The 18,100-nt window shown below is 72.1% G+C and carries 21 protein-coding genes; 5 read left to right on the forward strand and 16 right to left on the reverse strand.

Going from position 1 to position 18,100, the window contains the following annotated elements; all coding sequences use genetic code 11:
- The gene (locus tag N542_RS0117780; RefSeq protein ID WP_028645083.1) at positions 1-417 is read left to right on the forward strand and encodes a tetratricopeptide repeat protein; all 417 of its coding nucleotides are present in this window, start codon (positions 1-3) and stop codon (positions 415-417) included.
- Positions 418-521: 104 nt separating this feature from the next.
- On the opposite strand, the gene N542_RS0117785 is transcribed toward N542_RS0117780, so the two are convergent.
- The 4 genes from N542_RS0117785 to N542_RS25460 form a co-directional block, all read right to left on the reverse strand.
- Complete coding sequence (locus N542_RS0117785) at positions 522-896, reverse strand: hypothetical protein (RefSeq protein WP_028645084.1); 375 nt, start codon at positions 894-896, stop codon at positions 522-524.
- 85 nt (positions 897-981) lie between these two features.
- Positions 982-1,236, reverse strand: a complete 255-nt coding sequence (locus tag N542_RS0117790; protein WP_028645085.1) for a DUF6458 family protein — start codon at positions 1,234-1,236, stop codon at positions 982-984.
- Positions 1,237-1,297: 61 nt separating this feature from the next.
- Positions 1,298-1,426 (reverse strand): hypothetical protein, encoded by a 129-nt coding sequence (locus N542_RS28330; protein WP_269319779.1) that lies wholly within the window; start codon positions 1,424-1,426, stop codon positions 1,298-1,300.
- Positions 1,427-1,526: 100 nt separating this feature from the next.
- A complete protein-coding gene (locus N542_RS25460) occupies positions 1,527-2,054 on the reverse strand; it encodes an RNA polymerase sigma factor (protein ID WP_051552005.1) in 528 nt (175 codons plus the stop codon).
- Positions 2,055-2,145: 91 nt separating this feature from the next.
- Here N542_RS25460 and N542_RS27645 point away from each other — a divergent pair, with 91 nt between their 5' ends.
- The gene (locus N542_RS27645; RefSeq protein WP_155993193.1) at positions 2,146-2,889 is read left to right on the forward strand and encodes a hypothetical protein; all 744 of its coding nucleotides are present in this window, start codon (positions 2,146-2,148) and stop codon (positions 2,887-2,889) included.
- Here N542_RS27645 and N542_RS0117810 read toward each other — a convergent pair.
- From N542_RS0117810 to map, 4 genes are all read right to left on the reverse strand, one after another.
- A complete protein-coding gene (locus tag N542_RS0117810) occupies positions 2,873-3,712 on the reverse strand; it encodes a transglutaminase family protein (protein ID WP_036508661.1) in 840 nt (279 codons plus the stop codon). The two genes, N542_RS27645 and N542_RS0117810, sit on opposite strands and share 17 nt — an antisense overlap.
- Before the next feature lie 2 nt (positions 3,713-3,714).
- A complete protein-coding gene (locus tag N542_RS0117815) occupies positions 3,715-4,644 on the reverse strand; it encodes an alpha-E domain-containing protein (protein WP_028645087.1) in 930 nt (309 codons plus the stop codon).
- Positions 4,638-6,218, reverse strand: coding sequence for a circularly permuted type 2 ATP-grasp protein (locus tag N542_RS0117820; protein WP_028645088.1), 1,581 nt, complete (start codon positions 6,216-6,218; stop codon positions 4,638-4,640). The genes N542_RS0117815 and N542_RS0117820 overlap by 7 nt, the downstream gene beginning before the upstream one ends.
- Positions 6,219-6,281: 63 nt before the next feature.
- The gene (map, locus tag N542_RS0117825; RefSeq protein ID WP_081795304.1) at positions 6,282-7,136 is read right to left on the reverse strand and encodes a type I methionyl aminopeptidase; all 855 of its coding nucleotides are present in this window, start codon (positions 7,134-7,136) and stop codon (positions 6,282-6,284) included.
- 35 nt (positions 7,137-7,171) lie between these two features.
- On the opposite strand from map, the gene N542_RS0117830 reads away from it, so the two are divergent.
- On the forward strand, positions 7,172-7,354 hold the full coding sequence (locus tag N542_RS0117830; protein WP_028645090.1) for a hypothetical protein: 183 nt from the start codon (positions 7,172-7,174) through the stop codon (positions 7,352-7,354).
- Positions 7,351-7,623, forward strand: a complete 273-nt coding sequence (locus N542_RS0117835) for a hypothetical protein (RefSeq protein ID WP_051552009.1) — start codon at positions 7,351-7,353, stop codon at positions 7,621-7,623. Before N542_RS0117830 ends, N542_RS0117835 begins: the two co-directional genes overlap by 4 nt.
- Before the next feature lie 3 nt (positions 7,624-7,626).
- Here the strand turns inward: N542_RS0117835 and N542_RS0117840 are convergent, their stop codons facing one another.
- The 7 genes from N542_RS0117840 to N542_RS0117870 all read right to left on the reverse strand — a co-directional run bounded on the left by N542_RS0117840 (position 7,627) and on the right by N542_RS0117870 (position 13,763).
- On the reverse strand, positions 7,627-8,778 hold the full coding sequence (locus tag N542_RS0117840; protein ID WP_028645092.1) for a PQQ-dependent sugar dehydrogenase: 1,152 nt from the start codon (positions 8,776-8,778) through the stop codon (positions 7,627-7,629).
- A gap of 29 nt (positions 8,779-8,807) precedes the next feature.
- The gene (locus N542_RS0117845) at positions 8,808-9,425 is read right to left on the reverse strand and encodes a response regulator transcription factor (RefSeq protein WP_028645093.1); all 618 of its coding nucleotides are present in this window, start codon (positions 9,423-9,425) and stop codon (positions 8,808-8,810) included.
- On the reverse strand, positions 9,422-10,540 hold the full coding sequence (locus N542_RS0117850; RefSeq protein ID WP_197026019.1) for a sensor histidine kinase: 1,119 nt from the start codon (positions 10,538-10,540) through the stop codon (positions 9,422-9,424). The genes N542_RS0117845 and N542_RS0117850 overlap by 4 nt, the downstream gene beginning before the upstream one ends.
- Positions 10,541-10,554: 14 nt before the next feature.
- The gene (locus N542_RS0117855; protein ID WP_028645095.1) at positions 10,555-11,340 is read right to left on the reverse strand and encodes an ABC transporter permease; all 786 of its coding nucleotides are present in this window, start codon (positions 11,338-11,340) and stop codon (positions 10,555-10,557) included.
- Positions 11,337-12,257: an ABC transporter ATP-binding protein gene (locus N542_RS0117860; RefSeq protein WP_036508664.1), complete on the reverse strand. Its 921-nt coding sequence runs from the start codon at positions 12,255-12,257 to the stop codon at positions 11,337-11,339. Before N542_RS0117860 ends, N542_RS0117855 begins: the two co-directional genes overlap by 4 nt.
- A 93-nt stretch (positions 12,258-12,350) precedes the next feature.
- Complete coding sequence (panB, locus tag N542_RS0117865) at positions 12,351-13,202, reverse strand: 3-methyl-2-oxobutanoate hydroxymethyltransferase (RefSeq protein WP_028645097.1); 852 nt, start codon at positions 13,200-13,202, stop codon at positions 12,351-12,353.
- 99 nt (positions 13,203-13,301) lie between these two features.
- Complete coding sequence (locus N542_RS0117870) at positions 13,302-13,763, reverse strand: VOC family protein (RefSeq protein ID WP_028645098.1); 462 nt, start codon at positions 13,761-13,763, stop codon at positions 13,302-13,304.
- Positions 13,764-13,822: 59 nt separating this feature from the next.
- On the opposite strand from N542_RS0117870, the gene N542_RS0117875 reads away from it, so the two are divergent.
- The gene (locus tag N542_RS0117875; RefSeq protein ID WP_028645099.1) at positions 13,823-15,865 is read left to right on the forward strand and encodes an NAD(+) synthase; all 2,043 of its coding nucleotides are present in this window, start codon (positions 13,823-13,825) and stop codon (positions 15,863-15,865) included.
- 494 nt (positions 15,866-16,359) lie between these two features.
- On the opposite strand, the gene N542_RS0117880 is transcribed toward N542_RS0117875, so the two are convergent.
- The gene (locus N542_RS0117880) at positions 16,360-18,069 is read right to left on the reverse strand and encodes an RCC1 domain-containing protein (protein WP_028645100.1); all 1,710 of its coding nucleotides are present in this window, start codon (positions 18,067-18,069) and stop codon (positions 16,360-16,362) included.
- Positions 18,070-18,100 lie beyond the last annotated feature (31 nt).

An 18,100-nucleotide genomic window follows, 5' to 3' on the forward strand; every position in this document is an offset into this window, starting at 1 on the left:
ATGTACGACGACACGCTGCCCACGCCGCCGGTCGTGTTCCCGGGCCAGAAGGCGGCACCCGAGTCGGCCTACCGCACGGCGTACGACCTGCTCGCCCGCCGCGCGCCCCAGGAGGCGCTGGACGTCCTGGAGCCGGCGCTGGAGCTGGACCCCGACAACACCGGACTGCTCAGCCTGCGGGCCTGGGCCTACTTCATCCGCGTGCAGCTCAAGCATGCCCAGGCGGACCTCGAGCGGCTCATCGCCGCCAACCCCACCGACGACTGGGCGCAGCACGCGCTCGGTCGCTGCCTCGAGCGCCAGAGCCGGTACGCCGAGGCGCTGCCGCACCTGCGCCTCGCGGCCGCGATGAGCGGCGACTGGGACTACGGGCTCGCCGTGATCCGGGTCGAGGAGCGGCTCAACGGGGCCCGCTGAGGCCCGTGGAGAGATGCCCCGCCACCGGCCACATCCGGCCGGTGACGGGGCATCCGTTCTTCTTCCCCCAGGGATGTCCCGAGATCACTCCTGGGGGGGGTGGGTCAGCTCGCGGTGGGCTGGGCCGCCTGGCAGGCCTCGAGGCGAGCCTGGGCCTTGGTCAGCCGCTGCTGCTGAGCGGTCTTGGCCTTCTTGACGTGGGTGCGCTTCTCCCGGGCGTGCGCCAGGACCTTCTTCGCGTGAGCGCGCTCGCTGGCGGTGTCGGCGACCTCGACCTCGTGCTTGGCCTTCTTGACCTTGGCCTGCTGGCGCTGGAACACCGCGGTGACCTTGGCGAGCTGGACCTCGGCCTTGTCGACCTGCTTCTGCTGCTGGGCGCAGGGAGCCGGCTTGTCGGCCATGGCCGGGGCGGCGCTGACCGAGCCCAGGGCGAAGGCGATGCCGGCGACGGCGCCGGCGATACGAGTGGTGGTGCGCATGTGGTGCTCCTTGTCAGGGGGTGTCACGCGTGGGCGTTCACGGGTTCATGTCCCGGGACCCGCCGGCTGTTACATCGGCAGGCGATCAGACCGCAGGCGGGCCGAGGTCGGTGCGGCGCTCGCTGACGTCCTGGGTGCCGTCGGCGCGGGTCGTCGTCGTCACGGCGCTGGTGCGCCGGCGGCTCGAAAGCGTGACCGCGGTGATGACGACCACCAGGACGCCGGCGGCGGCCAGGATGTAGCCCACCAGGGTGAGGTCGACGCCTGCGATGGCGTCGGTGACTGCGAAGGCCAGGATCAGGCCGAGCGCGATGAGGAAGATGCCGAGGCCGTAGCCCATGTCGGTTCCTTTGGTTGGCCGCCGTCGTCGACGGCGGGTCGGGTGAGGCTGCGTCGGGGGTTCAGAAGACCAGCAGGGCGATGCCGACGACGGCGATCAGCAGCACGACGCTCGCGACGACGCGGGTGTTCGTGGTGCCCACGGCTGTGGGCCCGGCCAGGCGGTGACGAGGTCGATCCTGAGTCGTCATCCGGTGAGCCCCTTCCCGCGTCCCCGAGACGCACGCGGCGTCGACGAGGCGGGCCACGATCTGCAGCCTCACTCAGACATGTCGCCAGCGGCGCGACGCGTTACAGGTCGGACTCGGAGAGGATCTTGCGCAGGCGCACCAGCGCCCGGTGGCGGGCGACCCGTACGGCGGTCGGCTTCATGCCCAGGGCCCGCGCGGTCGACGCCACGTCGAGACCGACCACGTCGATGCAGGCCACCACCTCGGCCTCGCGACTGCTGAGGTGCGAGAGCAGCGCACGGGTCGCGTCCTGCTCGTCGACGAGGGCGATGTCGTCGCGGGCGAGGCCCCACATCTCGGCGGACGGCTCGACCTCCGTCGCGTCCGTCCGTCGGCGGCCCGCCTTGCGCTGGCTGTTGGCCGCCAGGTTGCGGGCGAGGGTGAACAACCACCCGGCGAAGTCGTCGTCACTGCCGACGAAGCCCCCCAGCTTCTCGGCCGCCAGCAGCCATGCGTCGGCGGCGAGGTCGTCGGCGGAGTCCACGGCGTCGCCCGGCGACAAGGACCGCAGCCACACCGTCAGGCGGCGGTGGTGGAGCGCATAGAGCTCCCGCCACGCCGCCTGGTCACCGGCACGGGCGGCGGACACAAGAGCATCGGAACGCCGCTTCGCCACCCCTCACCCTCTCGCTAGGTCGGGCGAGCGTAACCATTCGGACCTCCCGTGACATGTTTAGGTCGTGAGAGTCAGCCGGCGGTCGCTCAAGGATGTCGCGCGGTCGCTGCGCGCCGACACCAGCGAGCGCGCGGTCGACGACGCGTTCGTCGACCGGCTGGCGGCGGTGGCCGCCTCGGCGCCCGGCGCGGGAGCGCCGCGGGCCGGCAGACGCCGCCGCCTGGCCGCCTCGGCCGCGGCCGCCTGCGCCCTCACCCTGGGCGGTGGCCTCGGCGTGGCGTACGGCGCGGGGATCGTCCAACCGCCCTGGTCGCCGGAGCCCACGCCGGTCGGCCCGCGCCCGACCGAGCCACCGCGTCCCAGCTCGTCGGAGCCGGGCGCCCCGGACCCCTCGACGTCCGGGACCGGCACCTCGCGACCCGGGTCGTCACCCACCGGGACGCCGACGAAGGCCGCCACGCCGTCGACGTCCGGTGCGCCGGCCACGCCTGCCGACCCGACCGCGTCGGCGGGATCGACGGCGCCCGGCAACCCGACGAAGTCCGGCCACCCGACGAGACCGACCAAGCCGGCGAAGCCGACGAAGTCCGCCAAGCCCACGAAGCCGGCCAAGCCCACGAAGTCGGCCAAGCCCACGAAGCGGCCCAAGCCGACCAAGTCCGCGAAGCCCACGAAGCGGCCCAAGCCCACGCAGGCCGCGAAGCCCACGAAGTCGCCCAAGCCCACGAAGTCGCCGAAGTCGACCAAGACGCCCGATCCGACCACGTCCCCGGCACCGGCGGCGGAACGGCTCAGCCCAAGCGAGTGAGCACGACCTCCACGGTCATCGCGGACGTCTTCGCGCCCGAGAAGATCCCGCTGAGCGGCTTCACGTCTCCGTAGTCGCGACCCGCGGCGACCACGACGTACCGGTCCCCGGGCTCGGAGTCGTTGGTGGGGTCGAAGGCGTGCCAGCCGTGGTCCCACCACTCGACCCAGGCGTGGGACTCGCCGGGCACGGACTCACCGACCGCCGGCTCCTGGCGCGGGTGGAAGTAGCCCGACACGTAGCGAGCCGGGATGCCGAGCGCGCGCAGCGCCCCGATGGTCAGGTGCGCCATGTCCTGGCAGACGCCGGCGCGCTGCTCCCAGGCGTCGGCGGCGCGGGTGTGCACGTCGGTCGCGCCGACGCGGTACTCGACCTCACGGTGGACCAGTGCGCAGACCTGGCGGGCGGCGTCGCCGGGCAGCCTCGACTCGGCGCGGATGCGCTCCACCCGCTCGCTGAGCTCGGGGTGCAGGGCCACCACGGGGGTGAGGGCGAGGTACTCGGTGTACTCGTCGGCCACGTCCGGGTGCTGGAGCTGCTCCCACTCGATCGTGGGCACGCCTGCCGGAGTGCGGTCGGTGTAGACCGTGGACGTCGCGGTGACGGTCATCGTCTCGTGCGGGTCGAGCACCTCGAAGGCCGTGACGGCCGTGCCGAAGTAGTCGCGGTAGTCGAAGGTCCACGGCGGCGGTGAGACCTCCACCCGGCTGTGCGAGACGATCTGGCCGGGAGTGGTCAGGGGGGTCAGCCGGGCCTGGTTGTACGACGCGACCGCGCGGCCGTCGTACTCGAACGTCGTGCGGTGCACGATCCTCAGCTGCATGCTCACGACAGCACCCCCTGCCAGGTGAGCGACTCGGCCCGGGCGAAGTAGCGGCGGGTGATCGCGTCGGTCGCCAACGCGCAGGTGCGCTGGATGCGCTCCATCTCGTGCGGGAGGTCGGCCAGCACGTCGGACAGCGAGCGGTACTCCAGCTCGGCGCGGGTGCGGCCGAGCAGCCGCTGCGCCTCGTTCTGGAAGCCGGCACGTTGCCCCGACGCCTCGAGGTTGTCGACGCACTGCTCCGCGCGGTCGAGGGAGAAGACCACGGACCGCGGGAAGAGCCGGTCCAGCAGGAGGAACTCCGCCGCACCGCGCTCGGTCTCCAGCCCGCGGTAGGTGCGCAGGAAGGCCTCGTAGGCGCCGCACGCACGCAGCGAGCTGGTCCACGGGGAGCCGGCGGACACGGCGGCGGTCGCGACCAGGCGCGAGGTCATGTCAGCCCGCTCGATGCACCGCCCCAGCATCAGGAACTGCCAGCCCTCGTCGCGGGTCATGGTGGCGTCGGCGGTGCCGTTGATCAGCGCCGCCCGCTCACGCACCCACTGGAAGACCATCGGCGGACGCATCGAGCGGAACTGGCCCGACGGGATCGCGCGGTACGTCGTGTTGATCGCCTCCCACATCGGGACCGAGAGCGTCTCGCGGGCGCGCCGGGCGCTCTCCCGGGCGGCGCCCAGGGCGCAGGCGATCGAGGTGGGGGAGTCGGGGTTGTAGGCGAGCTGGCGCAGCACCGTCGTGACGTCGACGTCGTCCTCGGGCTCGATGTCGTCGACGCCCATGATGGAGAGCAGCAGCCGGCAGGTCGCGCGCTCGTCGACGCCGGCCTCCTCCAGGATCAGCTGGGTCTGGACGTCGAGGATGCGCGCGGTGTCCTCGGCGCGCTCGACGTACCGACCGATCCAGAACATCGACTCCGCGATCCGGCTCAGCACTGCGCTGCTCCCTGCTGTTGCTGCTGCTGTTGCTCCTGGGCGTCGTCGGGGCCGGACATCGCCGGGCCGGCGCTCTGCGGTGCTGCGCTCGGCCCGGTCGGCGCCTCGGGCTCGGTGTCGGTACGGCGCGTGACGTGGCCGGAGCCCGCCAGCACCCAGGTGTCCTTGGAGCCGCCGCCGCGCGAGGAGTTCACGATCAGCTCGCCCTCGGCGAGCGCGACCCGGGTCAGACCGCCCGGCAGCACCCACACGCGCTGGCCGTCGTTGACCGCGAACGGGCGCAGGTCCACGTGCCGCGGTCCGAAGCGGCCGTCGACGTACGTCGGCACCGTCGAGAGCTGGACGACGGGCTGGGCGATCCAGGAGCGCGGGTCGGCCAGGATCTTGGTCCGCAGCTCGACCAGCTCGGCGGCGGAGGCGCGGGGACCGATGACGATGCCCTTGCCGCCGCTGCCGTCGACGGGCTTCAGCACGAGCTCGTCGAGCCGGTCGAGCACCTCCTCGCGCGCCTCGGCGTCGCCGACCCGCCAGGTGTCGACGTTCTTGAGGACCGGCTCCTCGCCGAGGTAGTAGCGGATCAGGTCGGGCATGTAGGTGTAGACGAGCTTGTCGTCGGCGACCCCGTTGCCGATCGCGTTGGCGATCGTGACGTTGCCGGCGCGGGCGGCGTCGATGACGCCGGGGCAGCCGAGCATCGAGTCGGCGCGGAAGTGCACCGGGTCGATGAACTCGTCGTCGACGCGGCGGTAGATGACGTGCACCTGGGCCAGCCCCTGGGTGGTGCGCATCATCACGCGCCCGCGGCGGCACTCCAGGTCGCGGCCCTCGACCAGCTCGACGCCCATGGTCCGGGCGAGCAGCGCGTGCTCGAAGTAGGCGCCGTTGTAGACGCCGGGGGTCAGCACGACGACCGTCGGGTCGGGCACGCCGGCCGGGGCCGAGGCGCGCAGCGCGGCGAGCAGCCGTTGGGGGTAGGCCGCCACCGGTCGGATCCGGTGCTCGGCGAAGGGCTCGGGCAGGGCCGCGGAGATGGCCCGCCGGTTGGTCATCACGTAGGACACCCCCGAGGGCACCCGCACGTTGTCCTCCAGGACCCGGAACTCGCCCTGGTCGTCGCGCACCAGGTCGATGCCGGAGACGTGGACGCGTACGCCGTTCGGCGGACGCACGCCGGCCGCCTGGCGGTGGTAGTGCGACGAGGTCACGATGACCCGTCGCGGGATCACGCCGTCGGCGAAGACCTGCCCGGCGTCGTACACGTCGGCGAGGAAGGCCTCGAGCGCCTTCACCCTTTGCTGGACGCCGCGCTCGATCGGCGACCAGGTGTCCATCTCGATGACGCGCGGCAGGATGTCGAGCGGGAAGGCCCGCTCCTCACCGCCGATGTCGAAGGTGACGCCCTGGTCCAGATAGCTCGCCTGGAGCGCCTCGACGCGCGCGGCCAGGTCGGGGATCGTCAGGTCGTTGAGAGACGTCTGCAGGCGTTCGTACGGCGGGCGCAGGGTGTCGGCGTCGAACATCTCGTCGTACGCCGCTCCGCGCCTCTCCGAGTAGCCCTCGAACAGCGTGCTCATGGGCGTATCCATGCGCGGACCCTACCCACTGCGCTGTTACGGGAACGTTGCGTCGAGAAGTGATCAGGGCGTGGTCAGGACCTCGGCACCCGTCGGGGTCACCAGGAGGGTGTGCTCGAACTGCGCGCTGCGCCTGCGGTCACGCGTGACGACGGTCCAGCCGTCGTCCCACATCTCCCACTCGTGCGTGCCGAGGTTGAGCATCGGCTCGATGGTGAAGGTCATCCCGACCTCGATCAGGTCGTCGTACTCGAGGGTGTCGTAGTGGGGGACCACCAGGCCGGAGTGGAACGCCGTACCGATGCCGTGGCCGGTGAACTCGCGGACGACGCCGTAGCCGAAGCGTGCGGCGTACGACTCGATCACCCGGCCGATGACGTTGATGCGCCGCCCCGGCCGGACCGCCCTGATCCCGCGCTCGAGCGCCTCGCGGGTCCGCTCGACCAGCAGCCGGGTCTCCTCGTCGACGTCGCCCGCGAGGAAGGTGGCGTTGGTGTCGCCGTGGACGCCGTCGAGGTACGCCGTGATGTCGATGTTGACGATGTCGCCGTCGAGAACCGGACGGCTGTCGGGGATGCCGTGGCAGACCACCTCGTTGACGCTGGAGCACAGCGACTTGGGGAAGCCGCGGTAGCCCAGCGTCGAGGGGTAGGCGCCGTGGTCGCAGAGGAACTCGTGCCCGATCCGGTCCAGCTCGTCGGTGGTGACCCCCGGCGCGACGTGGCTGCCGACCAGGTCGCGGGCCTGCGCCGCGAGCCGGCCGGCCGCGCGCATCCGCTCGATCGTGTCGGCGTCCTTGACCTCGCTGCCCGTGAAGCGCGCGGGCGCGTCGCGGTCGACGTACTCCGGCCGCGCGATCGAGGTCGGCACGGGTCGGCGGGGCGAGATCGTCGCGGGCGCGACGGGTGGGGCGGTCACGACTGAGAACTCTAGATGCGGGGTAGGTTCGCGAGATGAGCGACTTCTGGTTCTGCGTCAAGCACCACAGCGTCGAGCAGGGCGAGGACATGTGCCCGCCGATCGACCGGCTCGGGCCGTTCGGCACCCGCGAGGAGGCCGAGGGCGCCCTGGCCAAGGCCGACCGGCGCAACGACGAGTGGGACAACGACCCGAAGTGGAACGACCGGGAGAAGTGACCGCGCCGCTGCAGACCAAGGCGTCTCCCTGGCCCTTCGTCGGCATGGCCGGGATGGCCTGCGCGTTCTTCCTGTACGCCGCGAGCGGGCTGGTCGCGCCGTGGTGGGCGGTCGTCCTCCTGCTCGCGGTGTGGCTGCTGCTCTTCGCCGTCGCGTGCACGTGGTGGACGCCGTACCCGCGCCGGGTGCCGTGGGTGGCGGTCGTCGCGGTCGTGCTGTGGTTCGCCGCGGTCGCGGCCGGTGGCGCCTGGCTGGACTGGTCGGCCTAGCGCTCAGCGGCGGGCCGTCACCCGCAGGATCGCGTCCTTGCCGTCGCCGTTGTCGGTGGTGACGTAGAACGTCGCTCCTGGACCGTCGACGACGGTGCGGATCCGGCCGTACCGCTTCAGGACGGCAGGCACACGCACCCGCTGGAGCCGGCCCGACGCGGAGAACGTCAGGAAGAGCACCCGCTGGGCCTTGAGCGCAGCGACCGCCAGCGTGCCCTGGTAGCCGCCCAGCCCCGTGCCGTAGAGGAAGGCGCCGCCCGAGGTGGCGATGGTCGGGTCGCCGGAGCGCCAGGCGGCGTTGCGCTGCTTGCCGGGCAGGGACTGGTCGGTCATCGGCACCGACTCGTTGTAGCCGGGCACGGGGTTGTAGCCGTAGTCGCCGCCGTTGACGAGCCGGTTGACCTCGTCGTCGCGGTAGGTGCCCTGCTCGATCGACCACAGCGTGCCGTCGGAGCGCTGGCTGAGTCCTTGGACGTTGCGGTGGCCGTAGGTGTGCACGTAGCGGGCGGTGCGGTTGGCGGACCGGATGAAGGGGTTGCTCGGCCACGGGGCACCGGTGAGCCGGTTGAGCCGCAGGGTCTTGCCGCCGAAGGAGTGCTTGCTCTCGGGGTTGGTGCCGATCGCGGCGTCGCCGGTGCCGACGAGCAGCGAGCCGGCCCGGTCGATCAGCAGGCGGCAGCCGCCGTGCCGCCCGGACGACGCGGGGAAGCCACCCACCAGGCGCTTGATCCGCTTGGCCCGGGTCGCGCTCGGGTTGAGCCGCCAGGCGATGACGCGGACGTCGTGCCTGCCGTTGGTGGTGCCGCCCTGGCAGGTGTAGATGCGGTGGTTCTTCGAGAACTTCGGGTCGACCTCGAGCCCCAGCAGCCCGGTCTCCCCGCTCACCCACACCGAGCCGCTCGGGAACCGCACGCGGTGCTTGTGGCCGTGGGACCACACGTTGAGGGTGGCCCGGTCCCGCTGGGTGTAGAGCAGTCGGCCCTTGCCGAGACGCACGACGTCCCACGGATGGTCGAGACCGGTGACGACCCGCTTCACCGAGAGAGCGGGGTACGCCGCCCGCTGGGCCTCGCGGGGCTCCGCGTGGGCGGGCGCCGCGGCCAGGAGGGTGGCGGTGAGGGCGATGGCGGTCGAGACTCCGAGAAGGGATCGCATCTCCACCACGGTAGTCACGATCCTCCAGATCACAACCAGCCGTTGCCCTCGGCGGTGAGCACCGCCTCGGCGCGGTTGGTGGCACCGGTCTTGCCGATCGCGGACGAGAGGTGGTTGCGCACGGTGCCCTCGGAGAGGAACAGCTTGGCCGCGATCCCGGCCACCGCCGACCCGTCCCGCGCTGCCTGCAGCACCTCGGTCTCCCGGGAGGTGAGCGGCGACTCGCCGGCCAGGAGGCTGTCGGTCGCCAGCCCGGGATCCACCACCCGCAGGCCGGCGTGCACGCGTCGTACGGCGTCCGCGAGCTGCGCCGCCGGGGTGTCCTTGACGACGAACCCCGACGCCCCGGCCTGCAGGGCGCGCCGCAGGTAGCCCGGACGACCGAACGTCGTCACGATCAGCACCCGGGTGTCGGGCGCGGCCCGGCGTACCTCGGCCGTGGCGGCGATGCCGTCGAGCCCCGGCATCTCGACGTCGAGGAGCGCGACGTCGGGCCGGTGCTCCAGCACGGCGGGGAGCACGGCGTCACCGGAGCCGACCTCGGCCACCACCTCCAGGTCGGGCTCGAGGCCGAGCAGCGCCGAGAGTGCGCCCCGGACCAGTGCCTGGTCGTCGGCGAGCAGCAGCCGGATGCTCTGGCCGCTCACGCCCGGACCACCTGGAGCGAGTAGCCGGGGGAGAGGTCACGGACCACCACGGTCGCCCCGGAGGCGGCGGCGCGCTCGCGCAGGCCGGCCAGGCCGGACCCGGACAGGCCGGCGGCGGGGCAGCCGGCGCCGTCGTCGCGCACCTCCGCGCTCCTCGGCGTCAGCCGGACCTCGCACGTCGTGGCGCCGGAGTGCCGGATCACGTTGGTCACGCCCTCGCGGACGGTCCAGGCGAAGAGCTCGCGCAGGTCGGTGGGGACTTCGTCGGCGGCCGTGGGCAGCCGGGACTCGATCTCGGCGGCGGCGAGCGCGCCGCGCGCCCGCGCGAGCTCACCGGGCAGGGTCAGCTCCCGGTAGCCCTCGACGGCACGGCGTACGTCGGCCAGCGCGTCGCGACTGAGCCGTTCGAGGTCGGCGAGCTCGGCGCGGGTGCGCTCCGGGTCGACGTCGAGCATCCGTTGGGCGAGCTCGGCCTTGACGGTGATCACGGTCAGCGAGTGGCCGAGGATGTCGTGGAGGTCGCGGGCGAAGCGGGTGCGCTCGTTCTCGACCGCGAGGCTGGCGTTCTCCTGCTGGGCGCTGAGCAGCTCGATGTTGCGCGACATCACCATCCGCAGGCCCATCACGGCGACGGAGGCCGCCAGCACCCCGAAGACGAGCCCGACCGGACTGCCCCAGTCGTGGAGGGAGAAGAGCGCGACGTCGACGACGACCAGCGCGAGCACCGACAGCGTCGCGACCCCGAGCGGGAAGACCATGACGCAGGCGACCCCGATGTACGGGGTGCTGGCCAGCCCGTGGCCCCCGACGAAGACGGTCATCAGCGCCCCGAGCACGACGAGCGAGCCGACGTACAGCAGCGCGACCGGACGGGGAGGCTGGGCGACCAGGCGGCTGCGGTCGGAGCGGGCCCGCAGCCACAGCGACATGTAGACGACGGCGAAGGCGACGGTCGTCACCATGCCGAGGACGCCGCTCAGCTCGTCGCGGTTGCGCCAGCCCTCGCCCAGCGGCTCGAGGAGGAAGAAGAGCCAGATGCCGGAGAAGAACGGGGCGACGGCCGCCATCCGGATCCGGGACCGGATCGGCGGGGGGTCGCGGTCGTCCTGGCTCACGGTGGTCAGGCTAGTCACACCCGAGCCGTGTCCTTGCTCATCCGCCAGGCGGCGCCGGCCACGAAGAGCACGAGCCAGGCGATCGCGTTGACGACGGCGTACCAGGGCAGGTCGTGGGTCAGCGGTGCCCGGGCGACCATGGCGACGCCGTACATCGGGGTGAAGGTCGCGACGTGCCACAGCGCGCTGCCCTCGGTGAGCGGCCAGAAGACGCCGCCGAGGAAGGAGAGCAGGGCGAGGCCCGGCCCGAGGATCTGCATCGCGTTCTCGCCCGGGACGACGTAGCCGACGAAGACGCCGAGCGCCGCGAACGTCAGGGTGCAGAAGAGCGTGAGGAGCGCGGCGCTGACCCAGACGTCGAGCGGCATCTCCGCGCGGCCCTGCACGACGCCGCACGCGTTGACCACGGCGATCGCCAGGGCGCCCATCGTGAGCGCGACCAGCGCCTTGGTGAGGATGTAGGCGACGGGGTTGAGCGGGGTCAGCCGCAGCTGGCGCGACCAGCCGAGCGCACGCTCGAGCGCGACCATGGAGCCACCGGCGGCGGCGGTGAGCGCGGCGCCGTACAGCGCCATCGAGATCAGGATGTACGCCGCCTCGTTGCCGCTCCCGACGGGCTCGGCCCAGGTCTCGTCGCTGCCGGTGATCACGAAGAAGAGGGCGGCGGGCAGCACCAGGCTGAAGACGACGGTGCGGCGGTTGCGCAGCATCCGACGGATCTCGATGCCGAGCACGGTGAGGCTGAAGCCGCCGAACGGCGGGACCTTGCGGACGGACGGGTCGATCGAGGTGACGGTCATCGGTGGTCTCCAGTCAGGCTGATGAACGCGTCCTCGAGACCGTGGGAGGTGATCTCGAGGTCGCGGGCGACGGTCCGGGTGAGCAGGTGGCGCGCGACGGTGTCGCTGTCCTTGGCGTGCACGAGCAGGGCGTCGCCGCGGACCTCGACGCCGGTGACGCCGTCGAGGGCGGCGATCGCGTCCGTGTCGGCGTCGGGGAGGGTGGCCCGGATCGTGCGCCCGGACGTCAGGGCCTTGATCTCGGAGCCGGTGCCGTCGGCGACGATCCGCCCGTGGCTGATCAGCACGATCCGGTCGGCGTACTGGTCGGCCTCCTCGAGGTAGTGGGTCGCGAAGAGGACGGTGCGGCCCTGCTCGGCGTCGCGGCGGATCGCGGACCAGAAGGCGCGCCGGCCCTCGACGTCCATGCCGGTGGTCGGCTCGTCGAGCAGCAGCAGCGCGGGGTCGGAGAGCAGCGCCATCGCGAACCGGAGCCGCTGCTGCTCGCCGCCCGAGCACTTCTGCACCTTGCGGTCGGCGATGTCGGTGATGCCGGCGTCCTCGAGCACCTCGGCCACCGGACGGGTGTCGGCGAAGAGGCTGGCGGTGTAGGTCACGGTCTCGCGGACCGTGAGGTCCTTGAGCAGCCCGCCGGTCTGCATCACCGCCGAGACCAGACCGCGCGCGATCGCCTGGCGCGGCTCGAGGCCGAGCACCCGTGCCGTCCCCGTCGTCGGGTGCGAGAGCCCGAGGATCATGTCGATGGTGGTGGTCTTGCCGGCCCCGTTGGGCCCGAGGAAGGCGACGATCTCGCCCTGCTGGAGCTCGAGGTCGATCCCGCGCACCGCGTGCACGGTCTGCTTGCCGTTGGCGAAGTCCTTGGTCACGCCGTCGAGGCGGACGGCCGCGACCCGGGTGAGGGTGGTGGGGGAGGTCATGGCCACCACCCTGGCGGCGGCGCGACCCCCGGCCCTCACACAGCCATCACGACGTCGCCATGACAGATGTCATGGCGACGTCGCCGGCTGGGCTCAGAAGGTGTGCTCCTCGGCGGGGAAGGTGCCGCCCTTGACGTCGGCGGCGAAGTCCTGGGCCGCCCGAAGCAGGACGCCGTGGAGGTCGGCGTACTGCTTGACGAACCGGGCCATCCGTCCGGTGCGCAGGCCGAAGGCGTCCTGCCACACCAGCACCTGGCCGTCGCAGCCGACACCGGCGCCGATGCCGATCGTGGGGATGCCGACGGCGGCGGTCACCTCGGCGGCGACGTCGCCCGGGACCATCTCCATGACCACCGCGAACGCACCGGCCTCCTCCATCGCCTTCGCCTGGGCGACCACGTGCGAGGCCGCGTCACCGCGGCCCTGGACCCGGTAGCCGCCGAGGTTGTGCTCGGACTGCGGGGTGAAGCCGATGTGGGCCATCACCGGGATACCGCCCTCGGTGAGCTTGCGCACCTGGGGCGCCATCTCCGCGCCGCCCTCGAGCTTGACGGCGTGGGCGTTGGCCTCCTTCATGAACCGCACGGCGGTCAGGTAGGCCTGCTCCGGCGAGGCCTGGTAGGAGCCGAAGGGGAGGTCGGCGACCACCAGCGCGCGATGCGCGGAGCGGGTGACCGCGCGGACCAGCGGGATCAGCTCGTCGACGGTGACGGGCAGCGAGGTCTCGTTGGCGAAGACGTTGTTGGACGCGCTGTCCCCGACGAGCAGCACCTCGATCCCGGCCTCGTCGAAGGTCTGCGCGGCGTACTGCTCGTAGGCGGTGAGCATCGCGAACCTCTCCCCGCGCTGCTTCATCTCGCGTAGGTGGTGGGTGCGGATCCGCTTGGCCTGCGGGGCCTCGGGCCTCGCCGGACCGGTGCCGTACGGCGCGGTCTCCTCGCTCATGTCAGTCTCCCAGCAACGTCATCTCGCAGCTCCCTGGTGGAGTCCACGGACCGTCGTCAGGCTAGCCCCGAACGCGGCGTACCGACCGTGTGTCGATCGTCACCCGGCCGCGTCAGCAGCCGCCTCGAGGTCGGCGACGACGATCTTCTGCATCTCCATCATCGCCGCGCTCGCGGCCTGTGCGCGCGCCGTACTCGGATCGGAGAGCAGCTCGTAGAGCCGGACCGGCACGATCTGCCAGGACAGCCCGAACTTGTCCCGGAGCCACGCACAGCTGTCGGGGCGGCCGCCCGCGACCAGCGTGTCCCAGTAGTAGTCGACCTCGGACTGGTCGGCGCAGCTGACGCTCAGCGAGACGGTCTCGGTGAAGCCGGCATGCACCGGTCCACCGTTGATGCCCCGGAAGGACCGCCCGTCGAGCGTCCACTCGGCGGCGAGCACGCGGCCGTCGTCGTAGTGGGAGACCCCGCGGACCTCGGAGTTGGGGAAGACCAGGGTGTAGAACTCCACGGCCTCCATCAGGTTGTCGTCGAACCACAGGCAGGTGCTGATCTCGGGCATACCCCTTCGACCGCGGTCGGCGCGAGAACTCATCGGCGGCCCAGCCCTAGACTCGGCCCGTGGACTTCTACTCCGCCTACGCCCAGGGCTTCGCCCGGGTCGCCGCGTGCACGTTCCCGGTCGCGATCGCCGACCCGGCCGCCAACGCCCGCGCGATCCTCGAGCAGGCCCGGGCCTGCCACGACGAGGGCGTGGCGGTGGCCGTCTTCCCGGAGCTGTCGCTGACCGGCTACTCGATCGACGACCTCTTCCTCCAGGACGTCCTGCTCGACGGCGTGGAGACTGCGATCGCCGACCTCGTCGCAGGTACGACGGACCTGCGGCCGGTGCTCGTCGTGGGCGCGCCGCTGGTGCACGGCACACGGGTGCTCAACTGCGCGGTCGTCGTGCACGCCGGCCGGATCCTGGGCGTGGCCCCGAAGTCCTACCTGCCGAACTACCGCGAGTTCTACGAGCGGCGCTGGTTCGCCGCCGGCGACGACCGACGTGGCGCGACCATCCGGCTGGGCGGGGTCGAGGTGCCGTTCGGCCCCGACCTGATCTTCGAGGCCGCCGACGTCCGGGGCCTCCGGCTGCACGTCGAGGTCTGCGAGGACATGTGGGTGCCGATCCCGCCGAGCGCCGAGGCCGCGCTGGCCGGGGCGACCGTGCTCGCGAACCTGTCCGGCAGCCCGATCACCGTCGCCCGGGCCGAGGATCGCCGGCTGCTGGTGCGCAGCGCGAGCGCACGCTGCTCCGCGGCGTACGTCTTCGCGGCCGCCGGCCAGGGGGAGTCGACCACCGACCTGTCCTGGGACGGCCAGACGATGGTCTACGAGTGCGGTCAGCTGCTGGGGGAGTCCGAGCGGTTCCCCGACGGCGCACGCCGCACGGTCGTCGACGTCGACCTCGAGGCCCTCCGGCAGGACCGGCTGCGGCAGGGCACCTTCGACGACAACCGGCGCACCCACGACGAGCGGGTCCGTGGCTTCCGCACCGTCGCCTTCGAGGTGCGTCCCCCCGCCGGTGACATCGGCCTGCTGCGCAAGGTGGACCGCTTCCCGTTCGTGCCCGACGACGCGGACCGGCTCGCGCTCGACTGCTACGAGGCGTACAACATCCAGGTCTCGGGGCTCGAGCAGCGGCTGCACGCCATCGGCCAGCCCAAGGTCGTGATCGGCGTCAGCGGCGGCCTGGACTCCACCCACGCCCTGATCGTCGCGGCCAAGGCGATGGACCGGCTCGGACGCCCGCGCGAGGACATCCACGCGTTCACGCTGCCGGGCTTCGCGACCGGCGAGACCACGAAGTCGTACGCCACCCGGCTCTCGAAGTCGCTCGGCGTCCACTTCGAGGAGATCGACATCACCGCGGCGGCGGACCAGATGCTCACGGACCTGGCCCACCCGTACGCCTCCGGGCACGAGGTCTTCGACGTGACCTTCGAGAACGTGCAGGCCGGGCTGCGCACCGACTACCTCTTCCGGCTCGCCAACCACCGCGGCGGCATCGTCCTGGGCACCGGCGACCTCTCGGAGCTGGCGCTGGGGTGGTGCACGTACGGCGTCGGCGACCAGATGTCGCACTACAACGTCAACGCGGGCGTCCCCAAGACCCTGATCCAGCACCTGATCCGCTGGGTCGCCGGGAGCGGGCAGTTCGAGGACGAGACCAACGACCTCCTGCTCGAGATCGTCGAGCAGGAGATCACCCCCGAGCTGATCCCGACGCGCGAGGACCAGCTCCCGCAGGCCACCGAGTCGACGGTCGGGCCCTACTCACTGCAGGACTTCACGCTCTTCCACGTGCTGAGCCTCGGAGCGCTGCCCAGCCGGATCGCGTTCCTGGCCTGGCACGCGTGGCGCGACGCCGCGGTCGGGGAGTGGCCGCCCAACTTCCCGGACGACCGGCGCGCGTCGTACGACCTGGCGGAGATCCGGAAGTGGCTCGTCGTCTTCACCAAGCGGTTCTTCGCCAGCCAGTTCAAGCGCTCCGCGCTGCCCAACGGGCCGAAGGTCAGCCCCGGTGGCACCATGTCGCCGAGGGGTGACTGGCGGATGCCCTCGGACGCCGCCCCGACGGCGTGGCTGGCCGAGATCGAGGCGATCCCGGGGGCGTCGTAGGTCCCGGTGGTCGAGCAGGGAAGGCGCTCTGGCGGCCCTCGCACCTCAACCAGCGGGTACGCCGTACGTCCCGGTGGTCGAGCAGGGAAGGCGCTCTGGCGCCTGAGCGTCGTCGAGACCCCCGCAGCGAAGGGTGTGGCGGGGAGCGTCGGCATCGGCGCCGTGCCGATGCTGCGGGGGTTTCGAAGGCTTGGGCCTGGCGGCCCTCGCACCTCAACCACCGGGCACGCCGTACGTCCCGGTGGTCGAGCAGGGAAGGCGCTCTGGCGCCTGAGCGTCGTCGAGACCCCCGCAGCCGGTGTGCGGTGCCGACTCGTGACGCCGGCGTCGTACGAGGGCTCCGGGGGTTTCGAGGCTCGGGCCTGGGGGCCCTCGCACCTCAACCACCGGGCACGCCGTACGTCCCGGGGGGTTTCGAGGCTCGGGCCTGGCGGCCCTCGCACCTCAACCACCGGGTGGCTGGGTGGGCTTCGAGGGCTGAACCGGCCGGGCTGCTACTTGGCGGTCTTGGGCTTGCTGGTCGCGGTCACGGTCTTGAAGGCGGGCTTCGTGGCGGTGACGCGGAGGCTGAGCTTGGCGCGGTGGTCCTTGGCGGTGACCTTGTAGGTCGTCCTCGTGGCGTGGGTGATCGCCTTGCCGTTGCGCAGCCACTGGTAGGCGAAGGCGTAGCCGGTGGCGTACCAGGTGCCCTTCCGTGCGGTCAGCCTGCTGCCGCGGGTCAGCTTGCCGGTGAAGGACGGTGTCACGGTGTTGCGGGCGGGGATCCTGACGGTGGCGCTCTGGGCCGTCTTCGAGGTGAACCCGAGCCGGACCCCCGACACGCGCGAGGACAGGCTGGCACCGGCGTCGCTGTTCGTGGGCGTGTACGTCGGCCCGGATGCGCCGGGGACGGCGACGCCGTTGCGGCGCCACTGGACGTCGTACGCGTCGGGGACGATCGACCACGCGCCGACCCGGGCCGTCAGCTTGCCGCCGACCGCGGCGGGACCGGACACCGACGGGTCGGCGGACGGCGCCATCACCTGACCGTCGCCGATCGTGACCGTGGTCAGGGTGGTGCAGTCGGTGGCCAGCTGGCAGTAGCCGCCGTACCCGCTGCCGGAGACGACACCGGTGGAGTCGCGCAGGAACGAGGTGTCGCCGTCCTCGCTCAGCGTCACCTCGACGACGGGGTCGAACGCGGTGGCACCCGACAGGAGGGTGGGGGCGGTGACCTCGGAGGTCGATCCGGTGAGCGCGCCATTGCTGTTGAACCCCACGCCGTACACGGTGCCGCCCGCCGTCCCCACGACGACGGTCGTGCCGCCGACGGCGACCGACGTGGCTCGACCATTGATCCCGCCCATCTGGGCCCATTTCGCCTCGGTCGCCGAGGTCTTGGTGCCGTCGCCGAACTGGTAGTTGGCGTTGGCGCCGATCGAGTAGACGTTGCCGTCGGAGCCCAGCACCGCCGTGGAGGAGTCACCGACGGCGGCGGCGCGGACCGACACGCCCGCAGCCGGGGCGTTGAGCCAGACCAGCTTGCCGTTGTTGGCCGTCGTCTGGCCCGCGGAGTTGTCGCCGACGGCCCACGCCTTGCCGTGCGCTCCGACGACGACGCAGAAGTCGCCGGAGCCCACGCTGACCCGGCGCGCACCGATGTCGGCGCCGGTGTAGACCTCCATCGGCGTGAGCGTCGAGAACGACGTCGCCCCTCCGGTGAGCTTGCACGAGTTGGCGCCGGTCAGGTACGCACGCCCGTCGGAGCCGGTCACGGCGACGGTCTTGCCGGCCGCCGACAGCGAGGTCACGGTCGAGGGCTGGCCGGCCAGCCTGCGCCAATGGTCCACGGTCGTGTCGGGGCCGGTCAGCTGGCCCTCGTCGTTGCGGCCCATGCCGTAGACGGTGCCGCCGGAGCTGAGCGCGTACGACGACTGCTTGCTGACGGCGACGGCGATCGCGCGCCTCCCGTCGGGAAGCGGTGGCAGCTCGCAGAAGGTCGCCACGGTGCCGCACGACCCGATCTGCTTGGAGTCGTCGGTGCCGGCGCCCCAGACGCGGCCGTCCCCCGCGATCAGCAGCGAGTGCCGCTGCCCGACGGCGATGGTCGGCAGCGGTGTCGTCGAGGTCGCGGGTGCGGCGTACGACGGGGCGGTCGCGGTCAGCGACGCGCCGAGCGCCAGGGGGAGCAGGAGGGTCGAGACGAGGGCGTGTTTGGTAGGCATGTTCCGACCTTGGGTGGCCGTCACCGACCCG

Origin of the sequence: Nocardioides sp. URHA0020 (assembly GCF_000620705.1) — a bacterium.
Classification (GTDB): Bacteria; Actinomycetota; Actinomycetes; order Propionibacteriales; family Nocardioidaceae; genus Nocardioides.